This is a genomic window from Comamonas denitrificans (genome assembly GCF_017368815.1).
Taxonomy (GTDB): Bacteria; Pseudomonadota; Gammaproteobacteria; order Burkholderiales; family Burkholderiaceae_C; genus Comamonas; species Comamonas denitrificans.
In genome coordinates this window covers 61,842-80,353 of sequence record NZ_JAFNME010000005.1, presented here as the reverse complement: position 1 = coordinate 80,353, position 18,512 = coordinate 61,842, and the positions used below count along the sequence as shown (strand labels likewise).

The following is an 18,512-nucleotide window of genomic DNA, read 5'->3' as shown; positions in this document are numbered from 1 at the left end:
GCTTTGCATGTTGAAACAGCGTGTTATCACCGCCTTGGTTTTGTTGGCCATCCTCTTGCCCGCCTTGTTGCACCCCAACACGCTTGGCTTTAACGGCATTGTGCTGGTGATGGTCAGCGCTGGCGCGTGGGAGTGGGGGCGGCTTAACCTTGTCGGCCCTGTGGCCACCTGGGCCAGTGTGGCCGGGGTTGCCGCTGTCGCGGGCCTGGCTTGGCAGCAGGGCTGGCTGGCCGCTTCCTACCCTTTGCTGTGGTGGGCTGTTGGGGGTGCCTGGGTGTTGGCGGCCAGTTTTTTGGTGCGCCATGGCGTGCCGGTGTGGGCGCGGATTGCGCTGTGGCTGCGCTGGCCTTTGGGGTTGTTGGCCTTGCTGGCCGCAGGCTTGGCCATGGTGCAGGCACGGGGCATGGGCATCAATTTTTTGCTTTCGGTGCTGTTGTTGGTCTGGATGGCCGACATCGCGGCCTATTTTGCCGGCCGTGCTTTGGGGCAACGGTTTATCAAAGTCAAACTCGCCCCCAGCATCAGCCCCGGCAAAAGCTGGGAAGGGGCCCTGGGCGGCGCCGTGGGGGTGATGCTCATGGCCGTGCTGTGGGTGCAATGCGATGCCCAGCGGCAGCCCGATTCACTCAGCCTGTTTAGCCATTTGGCGCAGGGCGGGTGGGCCTTGCTGGTGGTGGCCACTTTGTTTTTAACGGCCATGAGCGTGTTGGGTGATTTGGTCGAGTCGCTGATCAAGCGCAGCGCCGGGGTCAAAGACAGCAGCCAGCTGCTGCCCGGCCATGGCGGCGTGCTCGACCGCATTGATGCCCTTGTTCCCACTTTGCCCTTGGCCATGATGCTGGTCAGCAGCGTCACGGTGATTTAAAGAAGTTTTATGAAGCAACGTCTTACGGTGCTGGGTTCGACCGGCTCCATTGGTACCAGCACGCTGGATGTGGTGCGCCGCCACCCCGATCAATTTGAAATTTTTGCGCTCAGTGCAGCAACCCAGGTGGATGCCTTGCTGGCGCAATGCCAAGCCTTCACGCCGCGCTATGCCGTAATGGCAAGTGCAGCACATGCCGCACAGCTGGCCGATAAATTAAAGCAAAACAACCTTAAAACCGAAGTCTTGCAAGCGCCAGATGCACTTGAAACGATAGCATCGCATGCAGAAGTCGATACCGTCATGGGCGCGATTGTCGGCGCTGCAGGCTTGGCCCCGTGCCTGGCGGCTGCGCGGGCGGGCAAACGGCTGCTCTTGGCCAATAAAGAGGCCTTGGTGGTTGGCGGTGCCCTGTTTATGCAGACCGTGAAAGACCATGGCTGCACGCTGCTGCCCATTGATAGCGAGCACTCGGCCATTTTCCAATGCCTGCCGGAAGACCGCAGCACCTGGGCGCAGCGCGTGCACAGCATCATCCTGACGGCCTCGGGCGGGCCGTTTCGCCAGCGCGACCCGGCTACGCTGGGGCAAGTCACCCCTGCGCAAGCGTGCAAGCACCCCAACTTCAGCATGGGGCGCAAGATTTCGGTCGATTCCGCCACCATGATGAACAAGGCGCTGGAGGTGATCGAGGCGCGCTGGCTGTTTGGCATGGCACCCGAGCAAATTCGGGTGGTCATTCATCCTGAGCAAATTGTGCATTCCATGGTGCAGCTGCAAGACAGCTCCATCCTCGCGCAACTGGGCACGCCCGATATGCGCGTGCCGATTGCCTGCGGCATGGCTTGGCCTGAGCGCATCAGCAGTGGCGTGGCCCCCTTGGATTTCACCCAAATGGCAGCGCTGACGTTTGAAGCGGCCGATGCGGTGCGCTTTCCCGGTTTGCATTTGTCGTGGCAAGCGCTCAAAGCCCCTGAAGGCACCACCACCGTGCTCAATGCCGCCAACGAGGTGGCCGTGGCCGCTTTTTTGGCGGAACGCTTGCCTTTTGACCGCATCCAAGCCGTCAATCAAGCCACGCTGGCGCAGTTGGTGCCACACGAGCGCCCCGCCAGCGTCGCCGCGTTGCTGGATCTGGATGCCCAGGCCCGCGCCGTTGCGGCGCAAATCGCCCAGCGTTGGGTTGTATAGGGCGGTGCACAGCGGTGTGTGCTTGGGCCCGTAAGGAATGACATGTTGCTAACCCTTGTTGCTTTTTTGGTCGCCCTGGGGCTGCTGATTGCGATTCATGAATATGGCCACTACCGCGTGGCCGTGGCCTGTGGCGTGAAGGTGTTGCGCTTTTCCATCGGCATGGGCAAACCCTTGCTGCGCTGGCGCAAAAAGGGTACCGATACCGAGTTTGTAATTGCCGCGCTGCCGCTGGGCGGCTACGTCAAGATGCTCGATGAGCGCGAAGGCAGCGTGCCACCTCAAGAGCGCCACCTGGCCTTTAACACCCAGCCACTGCGCTCGCGGGTGGCGATTGTGGCCGCCGGCCCTTTGGCCAATTTGATCTTGGCCGTGGCCTTGTACAGCCTCATCAATTGGTTGGGCGTAGAAGCGCCCAAGGCCGTCATTGCCAGCCCGGTGCCTGGCAGCATGGCCGAGCAGGCTGGCTTGCAAGCGCAAGACTGGGTGCAATCGGCACACATTCAGGGGCAAACCGAGGCGATTCGCTCTTGGGACGATTTGCGTTGGCAGCTGACCCAAGGGGCCCTGAACGGCCAGGATCTGCAGCTTCATGTCACCGATGCCCGTGGCCTGCATGCCCGTCCAGTGCTGCTGCCTTTGTCCAATATTCAAGCGGCTGAAGTGGATGCGGCCTTGCTCTCGCGCATTGGTTTGGTCGCGCCGTGGATGCCTGCCGTGGTGGGCGATGTGCTGCCCGATACCCCTGCCAGCCAAGCGGGCTTGCGCGATGGGGATGCCGTCTTGGCCGTCGATGGCCAGCCCATGCACGACGGTGCCCAACTGCGCCAAACCATTCGTCTCAACACCCAAGGCCGCGTGCAGCACTGGGCCATTGAGCGGGCCGGTAGCACACTCACATTGCCCGTCACGCCAGAAGTTGTGCAAAGCCCGCAGGGCCCCTATGGCCGCATTGGGGCCATGATTGGCCGTGCGCCAGAAATGGTCACGGTGCAGTACGGCTTTATCGACGGGATGGTTGCTGGTGCTAGCAAAACGTGGGAGGTGGCCATCCTGAGCCTGCGCATGATGGGCAAGATGCTGGTGGGCGAAGCATCGGTGAAAAATCTTAGCGGGCCGCTGACCATTGCCGACTATGCGGGCAAGTCCGCCAGCATGGGGCTGATGCAATATTTGGCGTTTTTGGCGCTGATCAGCGTCAGCCTTGGGGTGCTCAATCTCTTGCCGTTGCCCGTTTTGGACGGGGGGCACCTGATGTATTATCTATGGGAGGCAGTCACCGGGCATCCGGTCAGCGAAAGCTGGATGCAAGGGCTGCAGCGCGTGGGAATCGGCATCTTGGTATTATTGATGGCTGTGGCTGTTTTTAATGATATTCAACGCCTGTTTGCAGCATAAATTACTGGTTGCTTAATCTAAAAATACTTTGCCTGGTTTCTCCAGGCTGTTTTAAATCCTCATGAAACTACCCGTTCAATACTTGGGCGCACGCACTGTTGTGGCCGCTGCCGCTTTGCTTACCGTGGCCCAAATGGCCTGGGCCTTAGAGCCCTTCAAGGTGCAAGATATTCGTGTTGAGGGCTTGCAGCGCGTAGAAGCAGGAACCGTTTTTGCTTCCATCCCCGTGCGTGTGGGCGACGAATACGATGACGAAAAAGGCACCGCAGCCATTCGTGCCCTGTTTGCCTTGGGCTTGTTCAAAGATGTGCGCCTAGAGGCCAATGGCGATGTGCTGGTGGTGGTCGTCGAAGAGCGCCCCACCATTGCCAATGTTGAATTTGTTGGTACCAAAGAGTTTGATAAAAAGGCCTTGCAGCAATCGATGCGCGATGTGGGTCTGGCCGAAGGCCGCCCATTCGATAAAGCCTTGGCCGATCGGGCCGAGCAAGAGCTCAAGCGCCAATACATCAGCCGCAGCTTGTACGGCGCTGAAGTGGTGGTTACCGTCACGCCCATTGAGCGCAACCGGGTGAATTTAACGTTCTCGGTGGTGGAAGGCAAAGCGGCAAAAATCAATGAAATTCGCATTGTGGGTGCCAACGCCTTTAGCGAATCCACCTTGAAAAAACAAATGGACCAAGATACCGGCGGCTGGATGAGCTGGTACACCAAATCCAATCGCTATGCGCGCAGCAAGCTCAATGCGGACTTGGAAACGCTGCGTTCCTACTATTTGAAGCGCGGTTACATCGATTTTCGTATTGATTCCACCCAAGTGGCCATCTCGCCTGACAAAAAGAATATCTCTTTGGTGGTCAATATCCACGAGGGCGAGCGCTTTGTTGTCTCTGATGTGCGTCTGGAAGGGAACTACCTCGATCGTGAAGATGAATTCAAATCGCTGGTGAAAATTAAACCCGGCCAGCCCTATAACGCTGAACTGGTCACAGACACGACCAAAGCGTTTGCCGATCACTTTGGTAATTTTGGCTTTGCTTTTGCCCGTGTAGAGGCCGTCCCCGAAATTGACCGCGAAAACAACCGCGTGAGTTTTGTTCTGCAGGCCGAACCTTCACGCCGCGCTTATGTGCGCCGCATCCAAGTGGCTGGCAATGAGCGCACCCGCGATGAAGTGATTCGCCGCGAGTTTCGCCAGTATGAATCCTCTTGGTACGACGGAGAAAAAATTAAACTCTCGCGTGACCGGATTGACCGTTTAGGCTTCTTTACCGAAGTGGATATGGACACCCAAGAGGTTCCAGGTTCTCCAGACCAGGTTGATTTGGTTACAACAGTCAAAGAAAAACCCACAGGCTCAGTAACTTTGGGTGCCGGTTTCTCAAGCGCTGAAAAAGTGACCTTGAGCTTTGGTATTAAGCAAGAAAATGCTTTTGGTTCTGGTAATTACCTGGGTATTGATGTAAATACTGGCAAATACAACCGCACTTTGGTGGTCAGCACCACGGACCCGTATTTCACCCAAGATGGTGTCTCGCGCACGATTGATCTTTACTATCGCACTTCGCGCCCTTACTCGTATGTGGTGGATGACACCGAGGTTGGCACCAGCGATATGTATAAGATCCTCTCCAAGGGGGCATCGATCCGCTTTGGTGTGCCATTTAGCGAATTGGATACGGTGTATTTTGGTGCTGGTGTCGAGCAAACCAGCATTAAATCCGGCCAGTACATGCCGTTGTACTTCACCCCTTATGTGGGTAAGAGCAATACGGCTATTCCTTTAACCCTGGGCTGGGGGCGCGATTCGCGTGATAGTGCATTGGCTCCGAATGAAGGGCGCTACCAGCGTTTGAATGCGGATTGGTCGATGGCCGGCGATTTAAAATACATCAAAGCCAATTACCAGTTCCAACAATACATTCCAATCACCAAGGCGATCACCTTTGCATTTAATACCGAAATTGGCTGGGGCAAAGGTTTGGGCGGCAAAGAATTTCCCGTCTTTAAGAATTTCTACGCAGGTGGTTTAGGCTCAGTGCGTGGCTTTGACCAAGGTAGCCTAGGCCCTCGCTCATATTGCTACCAAGGCGAGGCCACACCCTGCACCTCTTACTCTTTCGTAGGGGGCGCAAAAATGGCGGTGATGAACTTCGAGCTGATCGCCCCTTTCCCGGGCAATGGCAATGATAAAACCTTGCGCTGGTTTACCTTCTTTGACGTGGGGAACGTTTTTGGCGAAAACGATCCGATTCGTACTAACGAGCTTCGTGCTTCGGCCGGTATTGGTTTAAGTTGGATTTCTCCTTTAGGGCCTTTGCGTTTGGCTTGGGCTACCCCCGTGCGCAAGAAACCGCAGGATAAACTGCAAAAAATTCAATTTCAAATTGGGACTTCTTTCTAATGAAAAAATTCACTCGCACCATCGTCGCCGCTTCTTTGCTGGCCGGTCTGAGCTTTTCGGCATTTGCTGACTTTAAAGCTGGTTTTGTTAATACCGATCGGGTATTTCGCGAAGCGAATGCCGCAAAAGCTGCTCAAACCAGGTTAGAGCAAGAGTTTTCCAAGCGCGAAAAGGAATTGATCGCTCTGCGTGACAATTTAAAGCGCGGCTCCGATGCGTTTGAGCGCGATGCGCCGACCATGTCGGAAAGCCAGCGCGTGACCAAGCAGCGTGACTTGGTTGAGCAAGACCGTGAATTCCAGCGCAAGAGCCGTGAATTCCAAGAAGATCTGGGCAATCGGAAAAACGAAGAATTGGCCAAGGTTCTGGACCAAGCAAACAAAATCGTGCAGCAGGTCGCCGAGGCCGAGCAGTACGACGTGATTTTGCAAGAAGCGGTTTACGTTAACCCTAAGCATGACATCACCGACAAGGTGATTAAAGCTTTGAACGCCGCCAAATAAGGCGGGTCAGGGCGTGGGTTTGCAGCTTGGTCAAATTGTGGCGGCTCTGGGAGGGTGTCTGGAGGGGGGAGACCCCCAAACTCCGATTACCCGGATTGCCCCTTTGGAATCGGCCGATGCCCACAGCATCAGCTTTTTGCACAATCCACGCTACGCAGCCCAATTGGCGCAAACCCAGGCGGCCTGCGTCATTGTTGCGCCCGCCATGCGCGAGGCTGCTTTGGCCCACGGTGCTTGCATTACCACGCCCGATCCTTATGCCTACTTTGCGCGCTTGACCCAGCTGTGGCAGGCCCAGCAACCACCTGCCTGGCCGCAAGGAGTACATCCAACTGCGGTGGTGCATCCTGAGGCCCTGGTTGATCCCTCTGCCAGCGTTGGCCCCCATTGCACCATCGAGCGTGGTGCCGTTGTGGGGGCGCAGACGGTTTTACGCGCTCGGGTGCACATTGGCCAAGGCTGCACCATCGGTGAGCGCTGCATTTTGCATCCCGGCGTGGTTATTGGTGCCGATGGCTTTGGGTTTGCCAAACAAAATGGCCAATGGCAAAAAATTGAGCAACTAGGTGCTGTGGTGATTGGTGATGATGTTGAAATCGGTGCCAATACCTGCATTGACCGGGGCGCTTTGGATGATACGGTGATTGCCGACGGTGTAAAAATCGACAATCTGGTGCAAATTGCCCACAACGTCAAAATTGGCGCGCACACGGTGATTGCGGGCAATACCGGCATTGCTGGTAGCGCAAAAATTGGTGCCCATTGCTCTATTGGTGGGGCGGCGAATATTTTGGGGCATTTGCAAATCGCTGATGGCACCAGTATTTCACCCACTTCGATGGTCACGCGCTCCATTCATAAGCCGGATTTATATACTGGAATTTTCCCAATTCAAACCAATGCCGAATGGGAAAAAAATGCGGCTTCGTTGAAGCAGTTGTCACAACTGCGCGAACGAATTAAGAAACTTGAAAAAGCACTCAATGCTTTGACAGAGGATAAATAAAAACATGATGAATATTCACGCAATCCTGAAACAACTGCCGCACCGTTACCCGTTTTTACTGGTTGATAAAGTTGTCGAGCTTGAGCGCAATGCACGAATCTTGGCGGTAAAAAACGTCACTTTCAATGAACCATTCTTTATGGGGCATTTTCCAGGCCGCCCGGTCATGCCCGGTGTCTTGATGCTCGAAGCCTTGGCCCAGGCAGCCGGTTTGCTGGCATTTGATGCCATGGGACAAGTGCCGGATGAAAATAATATCTACTATTTTGTCGGCATTGATTCGGCCCGTTTTAAGCGCCCGGTCGAGCCTGGTGACCAGCTGCTTTTGGAAGCCTCGATTGATCGCATTCGGGGCGGAATTTGGAAATTTAAAGGTGTTGCACGTGTCGGCGATGAAATCGCTTGCGAAGCCGAGCTGATGTGTACCATGCGCTACGTTGGCCCTGATAAGCAGGACAAGCAGGCGTAAGCGGCTGCCTATGTCGCAACACATTCACTCTACCGCTTTGATTGCCGAAGGTGCCGTGGTGCACCCATCGGTGTCGGTGGGCGCGTACAGCATTATTGGCCCTGATGTTGAGATTGGCGAAGGCACATGCATTGGGCCGCATTGCGTGATTGAGGGCCATACCCGCATTGGGCGCAATAACCAGATTTTTCAATTTGCTTCGTTGGGGGCGCAGCCGCAGGATAAAAAATATGCCGGTGAGCCCACGCGTTTGGAAATTGGCGATGGCAATACTATTCGCGAGTTTTGCACTTTTAATACCGGTACAGCGCAAGACGAAGGGGTCACCCGGCTTGGCAATAACAACTGGGTGATGGCCTATGTGCATATTGCCCACGACTGCCAAGTCGGCAATAACACCATTCTTGCCAATAATGCCACTTTGGCGGGGCATGTGCATGTGGGGGATTGGGTCATTTTGGGTGGCCTTACGGGGGTGCATCAATTTACCCGTATTGGTGCCCATGCCATGGCGGGATTTTCCAGCCATATTTCTCAGGATGTTCCGCCTTTTATGATGGTCGATGGCAATCCTTTGGCTGTGCGCAGTTTCAATATCGAAGGTTTGCGCCGCCGGGGGTTCACTCCGGCACGGATTCAAGCAGTCAAAACCATGCACAAGCTGCTGTACCGCCAGGGGCTGACTTTGCAAGCGGCCTTGGCCGCCTTGCCAGCGTTGGCCGAGAAAACGCCCGAAGCTGCTGCCGATGTGGCCTTGATGCAGGATTTTCTGCAGGCCTCGACCCGTGGCATTGCACGCTAAACCCTGTTTGGCGCCTTGAGCCGACGAACTTCGTTAATCGCCATGCCTGATCCTATGCCTGTGGCGGTCACGCCACCTCAGCCACCCCGTATTGCCATGGTCGCCGGAGAAACCTCCGGCGATTTGCTCTCTGGCCTGCTGCTCGATGGCTTGCTGCGCCGTTGGCCCGATTTGCAGGCCTATGGCATTGGCGGGGCCATGATGCAGCGGCGCGGATTTCATGCTTTGTATAGCAGTGAGCGCTTGGCAGTTCACGGTTACAGCTTTGAAGTCCTCCTAAAACTGCGAGATATATTAAAAATTCGCTCTGCGTTGCGCAGCCAGCTGCTGCAAGAGCGGCCAGCGGTATTTGTCGGGGTGGATGCCCCCGATTTCAATCTGGGGTTAGAGCGCGACTTGCGGGCGCAAGGCATCAAAACCGTGCATTTTGTCTGCCCCTCGATTTGGGCTTGGCGGCCTGAGCGGATCCACAAAATTCGTGCTGCGGCCGATCATGTGCTGTGCCTGTTTCCGTTTGAGCCCGCTTTGCTGGCTGCGCAAGGCATTGCGGCCACTTTTGTCGGTCACCCCTTGGCCCAGGTAATTCCTGAGCAGCCCGACAAGCAGGCGGCGCGGCAGGCTTTGGGCTTGGCCATGGATGCCCCGGTGCTGGCCGTGCTGCCCGGCAGCCGCCGCGCGGAGGTGCAATACATTGCGCGGCCTTTTTTGCAGGCAACGGCCTTGCTGCTGCAGCGCCTGCCGCAACTGCAAGTGCTGCTGCCCGCCGTGCCCGCTTTGTATGACCAGCTCCAGGCCTTGCTCAGTGAGTTGGGCTTGAGCGACCGCGTGCAGTTGCTGCCCGGCCAGTCGCACACGGCCTTGGCGGCGTGCGATTGCACCTTGATTGCCAGCGGCACGGCCACGTTGGAGGCGGCCTTGTTCAAACGCCCGATGGTGATTGGCTACCACATGCACCCGATCAGCTGGCGGTTGATGCGGCGCAAGCAATTGCAGCCCTGGGTGGGGCTACCGAATATTTTGTGCCAGGATTTTGTGGTGCCGGAATTGCTGCAAGACCGCGCCACCCCGGCCGCCCTGGCCGATGCGGTGCAGCAGTGGCTGACCCCCGAGGCCGCGCCCCAGGTGGCGGCGGTGCAGGATCGCTTTGCGGCCTTGCACCAGTCCTTGCTGCGTGATACTTCTACCTTGGCGGCACAAGCCATTGAGACTTTGATTTATGCCTGAGCAAATTGGTTTGCCCTGGCCCTGCGCAGGTTTGTTGGCCGGGGTCGATGAAGCGGGGCGTGGCCCTTTGGCGGGGCCCGTGGTGGCTGCTGCGGTCATTTTGGACGAGCTGCAGCCCATTGCCGGTCTGACTGACTCGAAAAAACTCACCGCCAAACGCCGCGAAGCCTTGTTTGATGAAATTCGCGCCAAAGCCTTGTGCTTTTGCGTGGCGCAGGCCAGCGTTGAAGAAATTGACCAGTTAAACATCTTGCACGCCACCATGCTGGCCATGCAGCGGGCGGTGGAAGGCCTGCGCTTAAAACCGGCCTTGGTGCAAGTGGACGGCAACCGCCTGCCACGCCTGGCGGTGCAGGGCGAAGCGATTGTCAAGGGCGACTTGCTGGTGCCGGCGATTTCGGCGGCCTCTATTTTGGCCAAGGTCACGCGTGATCGCTGGTGTGCCGAGTTTGATGTGCGCTATCCCGAATACGGCTTTGCCGCGCACAAAGGCTATGGCACAGCGCAGCATATGCAGGCTTTGGCCCGGCTGGGGGCCACTTCGGCACACCGGCGCAGTTTTGCTCCGGTGGCCCGGGCGCTGCAAAGCCAAGGGGCCGGGCAAGGAGAAAAGGCATTATGAAAATCATCACCATCACCTCCCGTGACAACGGATTTATCAAAGACCTCAAGCGCCTGGCCCGCGAGGCCAGTGCTTACCGGCGCTTGGGCTATGTCTGGCTGGAGGGCGATCACCTGTGCCGTGCTGCACTTACAAGAGGGCTTCGCGCTGATACAGCGGTGTTTTCAGACTCTTATTGGTCTGAAACATCGAAAGAATGGGCGCAAACAGCTAGCAAAGTTGTAATCCTGCCGGATGCCTTGTTTGCCGAGATCAGCGCCCTGGAGTCCCCCGCCAAGATGGGTTTCATCTTGCCCTGGCAAGGGGCTGCCACCCAGTTGCAACCGGGGGTGGCCACCTTGGTGCTTGATCGGGTGCAAGATGCCGGCAACGTTGGCGCCATGCTGCGCAGCGCCAGTGCCTTTGGCTTTGCCCAGGTGCTGGCGCTCAAAGGCACGGCAGCGTTGTGGAGCCAAAAGGTGCTGCGCGCTGGCATGGGGGCGCATTTTGGTTTGCACCTGGTGGAGTCGGCCAGTGCAGCCGATATTGCCCAGCTGAATGTGCCGCTGCTGGCCACCAGCTCGCACCAAGGCGCGTTTCTCCACCAGGCCGATTTGCCTTGGCCGTGCGCCTGGGCCATGGGCCATGAAGGGCAGGGCGTAGGCCCTGAGGTGGCCAGCCAGGCCCAGCTGTGGGTGCGCATTGCCCAGCCTGGGGGCGAGGAGTCGCTCAATGTCGCTGCCGCAGCAGCCATTTGTTTGCACGCCAGTGCGCTACAGGCCTGCAAGCAAGTCGGGTAATCCCGAATGGCATGCGCAAAACGTGAGGAGCGAGTCGCTATAATGAGAGGCTTTCAGCTAACCTACTTTACGCCTAGCGTCGTTTTTTGGCCACTTCTGCTGTAAGCTGCCGCACAACTCTAGGTTGTCAAGCACACGCTGGGCGTAACCGAAATCAACTCGGAGAACCCAGTGCTTTTGTCTCTTCAGGGAGCGTTCCCTTCCGCCATCTTGGCGCTCGCAGACGGCACGGTCTTTATTGGCAACTCCATCGGTAGCACAGGGACTACCGTCGGAGAAGTGGTGTTTAACACCGCCATGACCGGCTATCAAGAAATCCTCACCGACCCCAGCTATTGCCAGCAAATCGTCACTTTGACCTATCCGCACATTGGCAGCTACGGTGTCAATGCGCAAGACATGGAATCTGCCAAAGTGCAGGCCGCTGGACTGGTCATTCGCGATCTGCCCTTGACCGTCAGCAATTTCCGTGCCGAGCAAAGTTTGTCTGAATTTTTGACCAGCCAAGGCACGGTGGCCATTGCCAATATTGACACCCGTCGCTTAACGCGCGTGCTGCGTGAAAAAGGATCGCAAAACGGTGCCATTGTGGGCTTGGCCGCTGGTGAGCAGGTCACCCCCGAACGCATCGCCGCCGCCATCGCTGCCGCGCAAAACGCCCCCAGCATGGCGGGGCTGGATCTGGCCAAGGTGGTCAGCACCCCTGAAGCCTATGCCTGGGAACAGACCGAATGGAGGCTGGGCCAGGGCTTTGGCCAGCTGGAAAACCCGCGTTTTCACGTTGTGGCCTATGACTTTGGTGTCAAGCGCAACATTTTGCGCATGCTGGTTAGCCGCGGCTGCAAGCTGACGGTGGTGCCGGCGCAAACGCCTGCGGCCGAGGTGCTGGCGCTCAATCCGGATGGTATTTTCCTCTCCAACGGCCCTGGCGATCCGCAGCCGTGCGATTACGCGATTGCGGCAGTGCAGACCTTCTTGGCGCAAGGCATTCCCTTGTTTGGCATTTGCCTGGGGCACCAAATCATGGCGCTGGCGCTGGGGGCCAAGACCTTCAAGATGGCGCATGGCCACCACGGCGGCAACCACCCTGTCAAAACCCTGGCCAACGGCCATGTGTGTATCACCAGCCAGAACCACGGTTTTGCGGTGGACACCGACTCTTTGCCTGCCAATGTCCGCGCTACCCACATCAGCTTGTTTGATGGCACCTTGCAAGGCTTTGAATGCACGGACAAGCCTGCCTTCAGCTTTCAGGGCCACCCGGAAGCGGCGCCCGGCCCCAACGACATTGGCCACTTGTTTGACCGCTTTACTGCGTCCATGGCAGCCACCCAGGAGAAAAAATAATGCCCAAGCGCACCGACCTTAAAAGTATTCTGATCATTGGCGCAGGCCCCATCATCATTGGCCAGGCGTGCGAGTTCGATTATTCCGGCGTGCAGGCCTGCAAGGCCCTGCGCGAGGAAGGCTACAAAGTCATCCTGATCAACAGCAACCCCGCCACCATCATGACCGACCCGGCCACGGCGGACGTGACCTACATCGAGCCCATCACTTGGCAGACGGTGGAGCAGATCATTGCCAAAGAGCGCCCGGATGCCATCCTGCCCACCATGGGCGGACAAACGGCGCTGAACTGCGCCCTGGACCTGTGGCACCACGGCGTATTGGACAAATACGGCGTAGAGTTGATTGGTGCCAAGCCCGAGGCCATCGACAAGGCCGAAGACCGCCTGAAGTTCAAAGATGCCATGACCAAAATTGGTCTGGAGTCGGCCCGCTCGGGCATTGCGCACAGCATGGACGAAGCCTGGGAAGTGCAAAAGCGCGTGGGCTTTCCCACCGTGATTCGCCCCAGCTTCACCCTGGGCGGTACTGGCGGCGGCATTGCTTACAACGCCGAAGAGTTTGAAACCATTGCCAAGCGCGGCCTGGAAGCCTCGCCCACCACCGAGTTGCTGATTGAAGAATCGCTGCTGGGCTGGAAAGAGTTTGAGATGGAAGTGGTGCGCGACAAGGCGGACAACTGCATCATCATCTGCTCGATCGAAAACCTCGACCCAATGGGCGTGCACACCGGCGACTCGATCACCGTGGCCCCGGCGCAGACCCTGACCGACCGCGAGTACCAAATCCTGCGCGATGCCAGCATTGCCGTGCTGCGCGAAATTGGTGTGGACACGGGCGGCTCCAACGTGCAATTTGCCATCAACCCCAAGGATGGCCGCGTCATCGTCATTGAGATGAACCCGCGCGTGAGCCGCTCCTCGGCGCTGGCTTCCAAGGCCACGGGCTTCCCGATTGCCAAGGTGGCGGCCAAGCTGGCCGTGGGCTACACCCTGGACGAGCTGAAAAACGAAATTACCGGCGGCGCAACCCCCGCATCGTTTGAGCCCAGCATCGACTATGTGGTTACCAAAATCCCACGTTTTGCCTTCGAGAAATTCCCCGCAGCCAACGACCGCCTGACCACCCAGATGAAGTCGGTGGGCGAAGTGATGGCCATGGGCCGCACCTTCCAAGAATCCTTCCAAAAAGCCCTGCGTGGCCTGGAAGTGGGCGTGGACGGCATGAACGAAAAAACCCAGGACCGCGAAACCCTGGAAAAAGAGCTGGGCGAACCCGGCCCCGAGCGCATCTGGTACGTGGGTGATGCGTTTGCCATGGGCCTGTCGGTCGATGAAGTGTTTGACCTGACCAAGATCGACCGCTGGTTCTTGGTGCAGATCGAGCAAATCGTCAAGATCGAGCTCGACCTGGACAAACTCTATGCCGACAAGGGCGAGCAGGCCCTGGCAGCGCTGGATGCCGCCACCCTGCGCACCTTGAAGCAAAAGGGTTTTTCCGACCGCCGTCTGGCCAAGCTGCTGCACACCACCGAAAAAGCCGTGCGCGAAGCGCGCCGTGCGCTCAAAGTGCGCCCCGTGTACAAGCGCGTGGATACCTGCGCGGCCGAATTTGCTACCAACACTGCTTACATGTACTCGACGTATGACGAAGAGTGCGAAGCAGCGCCCACCAGCAAGAAAAAAATCATGGTGCTGGGCGGTGGCCCCAACCGCATCGGCCAGGGCATTGAGTTTGACTATTGCTGCGTGCATGCTGCGCTGGCGATGCGCGAAGACGGTTACGAGACCATCATGGTCAATTGCAACCCCGAAACGGTGTCGACCGACTACGACACCTCCGACCGCTTGTACTTCGAGCCGCTGACGCTGGAAGACGTGCTGGAAATCGTCGATCTGGAGCAGCCCGAAGGTGTGATCGTGCAGTACGGCGGCCAAACGCCTTTGAAGCTGGCCCTGGGCCTGGAGCGCGAAGGCGTGAAGATCATCGGCACCACGCCCGACATGATCGACGCCGCCGAAGACCGCGAGCGCTTCCAAAAGCTGCTGCACGATCTGAACCTGCGCCAGCCGCCCAACGCCACCGCCCGCACCGAGGCCGAAGCGCTGGAAAAAGCCGCCGCCCTGGGCTACCCCCTGGTGGTGCGCCCCAGCTACGTCCTGGGTGGCCGTGCGATGGAAATCGTGCACGAGCAGCGCGACCTTGAGCGCTACATGCGCGAAGCCGTGAAGGTCTCCAACGACTCGCCCGTGCTGCTGGACCACTTCCTGTCCAACGCCATCGAGTGCGATGTGGACTGCGTGCGCGACCATACCGGCGCGGTGTTCATCGGCGGCGTGATGGAGCACATCGAACAAGCGGGCGTGCACTCCGGTGACTCCGCCTGCTCGCTGCCGCCGTACTACCTCAAGGCCGAAACCGTGGCTGAGATCAAGCGCCAGACTGCGGCCATGGCTGCTGGCCTGAACGTGGTCGGCCTGATGAACGTGCAGTTCGCCATCCAGGAAACCGAGGGCGGCGACGTCATCTACGTGCTGGAAGTGAACCCCCGCGCCTCGCGCACGGTGCCCTTTGTCAGCAAGGCCACGGGCATCCAGCTGGCCAAGGTGGCCGCGCGCTGCATGGCCGGCCAAACGCTGGCCAGCCAGGGCGTGACCAAAGAGGTGACCCCGCCGTACTTCAGCGTGAAAGAGGCCGTGTTCCCGTTCGTGAAATTCCCCGGTGTGGACACCATCCTCGGCCCCGAGATGAAATCCACCGGCGAAGTCATGGGCGTGGGCAAGACCTTTGGCGAAGCCTTCGTGAAAAGCCAGCTGGGCGCTGGCGTGCAGCTGCCCACCCAGGGCAAGGTGTTTTTGACCATCAAAAATGCCGACAAGCCGCGTGCTGTGCAGGTTGCCAAAGACCTGGTGGCCATGGGCTTTGAGCTGGTGGCCACCAAAGGCACCGCCGCTGCGCTGGCGGCCGCCGGTTTGCAGGTGCAGGCAGTGAACAAGGTGACCGAGGGCCGCCCCCACGTGGTGGACATGATCAAGAACGGCGAAATCGCCATGGTCATCCACACCGTGGAAGACCGCCGTAACGCCATTGCCGACTCGCGGGCCATCCGCACCAGCGCTCTGGCTGCGCGCGTGACCACCTTCACCACCATCTTCGGTGCCGAAGCCGCCGTCGATGGCATGAAGGCCATGCGCGCCGGTGCGCTGCAAGTCACTTCGGTGCAAGAGCTGCAAGCCCTGCTGGCCTGAAAGCCAGCCCGTCCGGGCCAATTCATCGCACTAAAAACGCGATAAACGGGGCATAATAGCCGCCGATACCTGAGAAAACCGCCGCGTCAATTGCTTGCGCGGCGGTTTGCTTTTGTGCGTTTAATTTGTGGAGAAACTCGTTATGGCAACCCTGCCCATTACCAAGCGTGGCGCTGAAAAGCTCAAAGAAGAACTGCAGCGCTTGAAAACCGTGGAGCGTCCCGCCGTGATCGCCGCCATCGCCGAGGCCCGTGCCCAAGGCGATTTGAGCGAAAACGCCGAATACGAGGCCGCCAAAGACCGCCAAGGCTTTATCGAAGGCCGCATCATGGAGGTGGAGGGCAAGCTCTCGGCCGCGCAGATCATCGACCCCTCCGCCCTGGATGCCGGTGGCCGCATTGTTTTTGGTGCCACGGTTGATCTGGAAGATGAAGACACCGGCACCGCGGTGACCTACCAAATCGTCGGCGAGGACGAGGCCGATTTGAAGTTTGGCCTGATCAACGTCTCCAGCCCCATTGCCCGCGCCCTGATCGGCAAAGAAGAGGGCGATGTGGCCGTTGTTATGGCCCCCGGCGGCGAGCGCAGCTACGAAATTGTGTCGGTGAAATACATTTAATAAATTTGATAGCTGTTTGCGTTTTAATTTAAAGGCTTTTATCTTTAAAAAGCCTTTAATTCTTTATTAAATAAGCGGAACAAGCTATTTAATTCATACTTTTATACCCTCGCAACACCCCAAAGCCGGGCAAACCTGGCCTTGGGGTGTTTGGCTTTATGGGTGCCCACTTTGCTGTACCCTGGCCGGTTACCAGACGATTAGCAAATGATTACCAGATGGCTTGGGCCATTTAATACCAGGAGACACCCATGAGATTGATGCATCCCCGCGTGCTGATTGGCTGTTTGGCCGCTGCCGCACTGGCTGGCTGCCATACGCTGGCACAGCAGCCCGCGCCATTGGCGGCAGCGTCGGCTTTACCCTCCGGCGCGGCGCAAGTGATTTACCTGGGCGGCGATATCGTCACCCTCAACGATGCGCAGCCCAGCGCCCAGGCACTGGCCATTCGGGATGGGAAAATTTTGGCAGTTGGCCCACAAGCAGAGATCGAAAAAAACCACCAAGCGGCCCACACCCAGGTGGTCAATCTTGGCGGAAAAACCTTGATGCCCAGCTTTATTGATGCCCACAGCCATTACATCAACGCGCTTTCGGTGGCCCATCAGGCCAAGTTGTACGCGCCACCGGCAGGGCCGGGCCAAGATGTCCCCAGCATCATTGCGGCACTGCAACGGTTTGCCCTAGAGCGCAAGATTGCGCCTGGTGAAATGATCATGGGCTACGGCTATGACGATACGGTGATGCCCCAGGGGCGTTTGCTCAATCGCGACGATCTCGATCGTGCCTTCCCGAACCACCCGGTGCGCGTGGATCACGTCTCAATGCACGGCACGGTGCTCAACACCTTGGCACAAAAGTTCTACGGCATTGGTGCGGACACCCAAACCCCCGACGGCGGCATCATCGTGCGCAAGCCTGGGACGAATGAGCCCTACGGTTTGATCATGGAAACGGCTTTTTTGCCAATATTTGAAAAAGCCGCGCCGCTGACACCGCAGCAAGAGATTGAGGGCACCAAGGCCGCGCACCAGATGTACGCCCAAGCGGGCATCACCACAGCGCAAGAGGGGGCCACGCACCTGAGCGCGTTGCAAACCATTTACCGCGCCGCCGCTGCCGGGGCCAACAGCATTGATGTGGTTGCCTACCCGTTCATCACCGATCTGCAAAATACCCTCACCCAGTTTCCGGTGGCCAGCTGGGGGCAGTACCAGCAGCGGGTGAAAATTGGTGGGGTCAAAATCACCATTGACGGCTCCCCGCAAGGGCGAACCGCTGCCTTCACCACCCCCTACCTCACGGGCGGGCCGGGCGGCGAAAAGGATTGGAAGGGGCAGTTGATTGCTTCGCAGGCGGTGATCAACCAAGCGCTCAAGCAGGTGTACGACTTGAATGTGCCAGTGCTCTTTCACGTCAATGGCGATGCAGCGATTGATTCCCTGCTCGCAGCGCATGAATTTGCCGCCGCCCCCGATCTGGGCAAGCCGCGCAATGTGACGGCCATTCACGCGCAGTTCGCGCGCAAAGACCAGATTAGGCAGTTTGTGCAGTACAACATTCGCCCGTCCTTTTACACACTGCACACCTACTACTTTGCCCAAGCGCACATTAACAACCGTGGCAAAGCGCAAGCCATGTACATCAGTCCCATGCGTGATGCGATTGATGCGGGCTTGCGCCCGACCAACCACACGGACGCGGTGGTTGCCCCGCTGGACCAGATGTTTATGCTGTGGTCTGCGGTCAATCGGATTTCGCGGGACGGCGTGCCCATTGGCCCGGACCAGCGTATCACCGCGCTGGAGGGCCTCAAAGCCATGACGCTGTGGGCTGCCGAGCAGCATGGTGAGCAGGCCACCAAGGGCTCGCTAGAGCCTGGAAAATTGGCCGATCTGGTGATTTTGGATAACAACCCGCTGACCGTTGATCCCATGGCGATCAAGGACATTCGTGTCATCCAGACGCTCAAAGAGGGGCAAATCATCTACCAAGCACCCTAAATACGGTGCCCACTGCCGCCACCTGTTATCTG

15 protein-coding genes are annotated in these 18,512 nt (G+C 58.0%); all 15 read left to right on the top strand.

Going from position 1 to position 18,512, the window contains the following annotated elements:
* Window positions 1–7: 7 nt before the first annotated feature.
* Window positions 8–865, top strand: coding sequence for a phosphatidate cytidylyltransferase (locus tag J1777_RS03635; RefSeq protein ID WP_207574476.1), 858 nt, complete (start codon window positions 8–10; stop codon window positions 863–865).
* A 9-nt stretch (window positions 866–874) separates the two neighbouring features.
* Window positions 875–2,056, top strand: a complete 1,182-nt coding sequence (gene ispC, locus J1777_RS03630) for a 1-deoxy-D-xylulose-5-phosphate reductoisomerase (RefSeq protein ID WP_207574475.1) — start codon at window positions 875–877, stop codon at window positions 2,054–2,056.
* A 42-nt stretch (window positions 2,057–2,098) separates the two neighbouring features.
* A complete protein-coding gene (gene rseP / locus J1777_RS03625; protein WP_207574474.1) occupies window positions 2,099–3,454 on the top strand; it encodes an RIP metalloprotease RseP in 1,356 nt (451 codons plus the stop codon).
* Window positions 3,455–3,515: 61 nt separating this feature from the next.
* Window positions 3,516–5,858: an outer membrane protein assembly factor BamA gene (gene bamA / locus J1777_RS03620; protein ID WP_207574473.1), complete on the top strand. Its 2,343-nt coding sequence runs from the start codon at window positions 3,516–3,518 to the stop codon at window positions 5,856–5,858.
* Window positions 5,858–6,361, top strand: coding sequence for an OmpH/Skp family outer membrane protein (locus J1777_RS03615; RefSeq protein WP_207574472.1), 504 nt, complete (start codon window positions 5,858–5,860; stop codon window positions 6,359–6,361). The genes bamA and J1777_RS03615 overlap by 1 nt, the downstream gene beginning before the upstream one ends.
* A gap of 13 nt (window positions 6,362–6,374) precedes the next feature.
* Window positions 6,375–7,367, top strand: a complete 993-nt coding sequence (gene lpxD, locus J1777_RS03610; protein ID WP_207574471.1) for a UDP-3-O-(3-hydroxymyristoyl)glucosamine N-acyltransferase — start codon at window positions 6,375–6,377, stop codon at window positions 7,365–7,367.
* Between the two features lie 4 nt (window positions 7,368–7,371).
* Entirely contained in the window at window positions 7,372–7,836 is a 465-nt protein-coding gene (gene fabZ, locus J1777_RS03605; RefSeq protein ID WP_207574470.1) for a 3-hydroxyacyl-ACP dehydratase FabZ, read from the top strand.
* A gap of 10 nt (window positions 7,837–7,846) precedes the next feature.
* On the top strand, window positions 7,847–8,638 hold the full coding sequence (lpxA, locus tag J1777_RS03600) for an acyl-ACP--UDP-N-acetylglucosamine O-acyltransferase (protein WP_207574469.1): 792 nt from the start codon (window positions 7,847–7,849) through the stop codon (window positions 8,636–8,638).
* A 42-nt stretch (window positions 8,639–8,680) separates the two neighbouring features.
* Window positions 8,681–9,862, top strand: a complete 1,182-nt coding sequence (gene lpxB / locus J1777_RS03595; RefSeq protein WP_242700366.1) for a lipid-A-disaccharide synthase — start codon at window positions 8,681–8,683, stop codon at window positions 9,860–9,862.
* Window positions 9,855–10,484: a ribonuclease HII gene (gene rnhB / locus J1777_RS03590; protein WP_207574468.1), complete on the top strand. Its 630-nt coding sequence runs from the start codon at window positions 9,855–9,857 to the stop codon at window positions 10,482–10,484. Before lpxB ends, rnhB begins: the two co-directional genes overlap by 8 nt.
* Entirely contained in the window at window positions 10,481–11,263 is a 783-nt protein-coding gene (locus tag J1777_RS03585; RefSeq protein ID WP_207574467.1) for a TrmH family RNA methyltransferase, read from the top strand. The genes rnhB and J1777_RS03585 overlap by 4 nt, the downstream gene beginning before the upstream one ends.
* A gap of 171 nt (window positions 11,264–11,434) precedes the next feature.
* Entirely contained in the window at window positions 11,435–12,610 is a 1,176-nt protein-coding gene (gene carA, locus J1777_RS03580; protein ID WP_207574466.1) for a glutamine-hydrolyzing carbamoyl-phosphate synthase small subunit, read from the top strand.
* On the top strand, window positions 12,610–15,858 hold the full coding sequence (carB, locus tag J1777_RS03575; RefSeq protein ID WP_207574465.1) for a carbamoyl-phosphate synthase large subunit: 3,249 nt from the start codon (window positions 12,610–12,612) through the stop codon (window positions 15,856–15,858). Before carA ends, carB begins: the two co-directional genes overlap by 1 nt.
* A gap of 142 nt (window positions 15,859–16,000) precedes the next feature.
* Window positions 16,001–16,477 carry a transcription elongation factor GreA gene (greA, locus tag J1777_RS03570; RefSeq protein WP_207574464.1) on the top strand — a complete coding sequence of 159 codons (477 nt, stop codon included), beginning with the start codon at window positions 16,001–16,003 and terminating at the stop codon, window positions 16,475–16,477.
* A gap of 251 nt (window positions 16,478–16,728) precedes the next feature.
* Complete coding sequence (locus J1777_RS03565) at window positions 16,729–18,480, top strand: amidohydrolase (RefSeq protein ID WP_207574463.1); 1,752 nt, start codon at window positions 16,729–16,731, stop codon at window positions 18,478–18,480.
* The last annotated feature ends 32 nt before the right edge of the window (window positions 18,481–18,512 follow it).

Excerpts from the sequence above, each read along its gene's own strand:
- rseP (WP_207574474.1), top strand. The coding sequence starts at position 2,099 with ATGTTGCTAACCCTTGTTGCTTTTTTGGTCGCCCTGGGGCTGCTGATT.
- carB (WP_207574465.1), top strand. The coding sequence starts at position 12,610 with ATGCCCAAGCGCACCGACCTTAAAAGTATTCTGATCATTGGCGCAGGC.
- bamA (WP_207574473.1), top strand. The coding sequence starts at position 3,516 with ATGAAACTACCCGTTCAATACTTGGGCGCACGCACTGTTGTGGCCGCT.
- lpxA (WP_207574469.1), top strand. The coding sequence starts at position 7,847 with ATGTCGCAACACATTCACTCTACCGCTTTGATTGCCGAAGGTGCCGTG.
- greA (WP_207574464.1), top strand. The coding sequence starts at position 16,001 with ATGGCAACCCTGCCCATTACCAAGCGTGGCGCTGAAAAGCTCAAAGAA.
- rnhB (WP_207574468.1), top strand. The coding sequence starts at position 9,855 with ATGCCTGAGCAAATTGGTTTGCCCTGGCCCTGCGCAGGTTTGTTGGCC.
- J1777_RS03635 (WP_207574476.1), top strand. The coding sequence starts at position 8 with ATGTTGAAACAGCGTGTTATCACCGCCTTGGTTTTGTTGGCCATCCTC.
- J1777_RS03615 (WP_207574472.1), top strand. The coding sequence starts at position 5,858 with ATGAAAAAATTCACTCGCACCATCGTCGCCGCTTCTTTGCTGGCCGGT.
- ispC (WP_207574475.1), top strand. The coding sequence starts at position 875 with ATGAAGCAACGTCTTACGGTGCTGGGTTCGACCGGCTCCATTGGTACC.
- J1777_RS03565 (WP_207574463.1), top strand. The coding sequence starts at position 16,729 with ATGAGATTGATGCATCCCCGCGTGCTGATTGGCTGTTTGGCCGCTGCC.
- J1777_RS03585 (WP_207574467.1), top strand. The coding sequence starts at position 10,481 with ATGAAAATCATCACCATCACCTCCCGTGACAACGGATTTATCAAAGAC.
- fabZ (WP_207574470.1), top strand. The coding sequence starts at position 7,372 with ATGATGAATATTCACGCAATCCTGAAACAACTGCCGCACCGTTACCCG.
- lpxB (WP_242700366.1), top strand. The coding sequence starts at position 8,681 with ATGCCTGATCCTATGCCTGTGGCGGTCACGCCACCTCAGCCACCCCGT.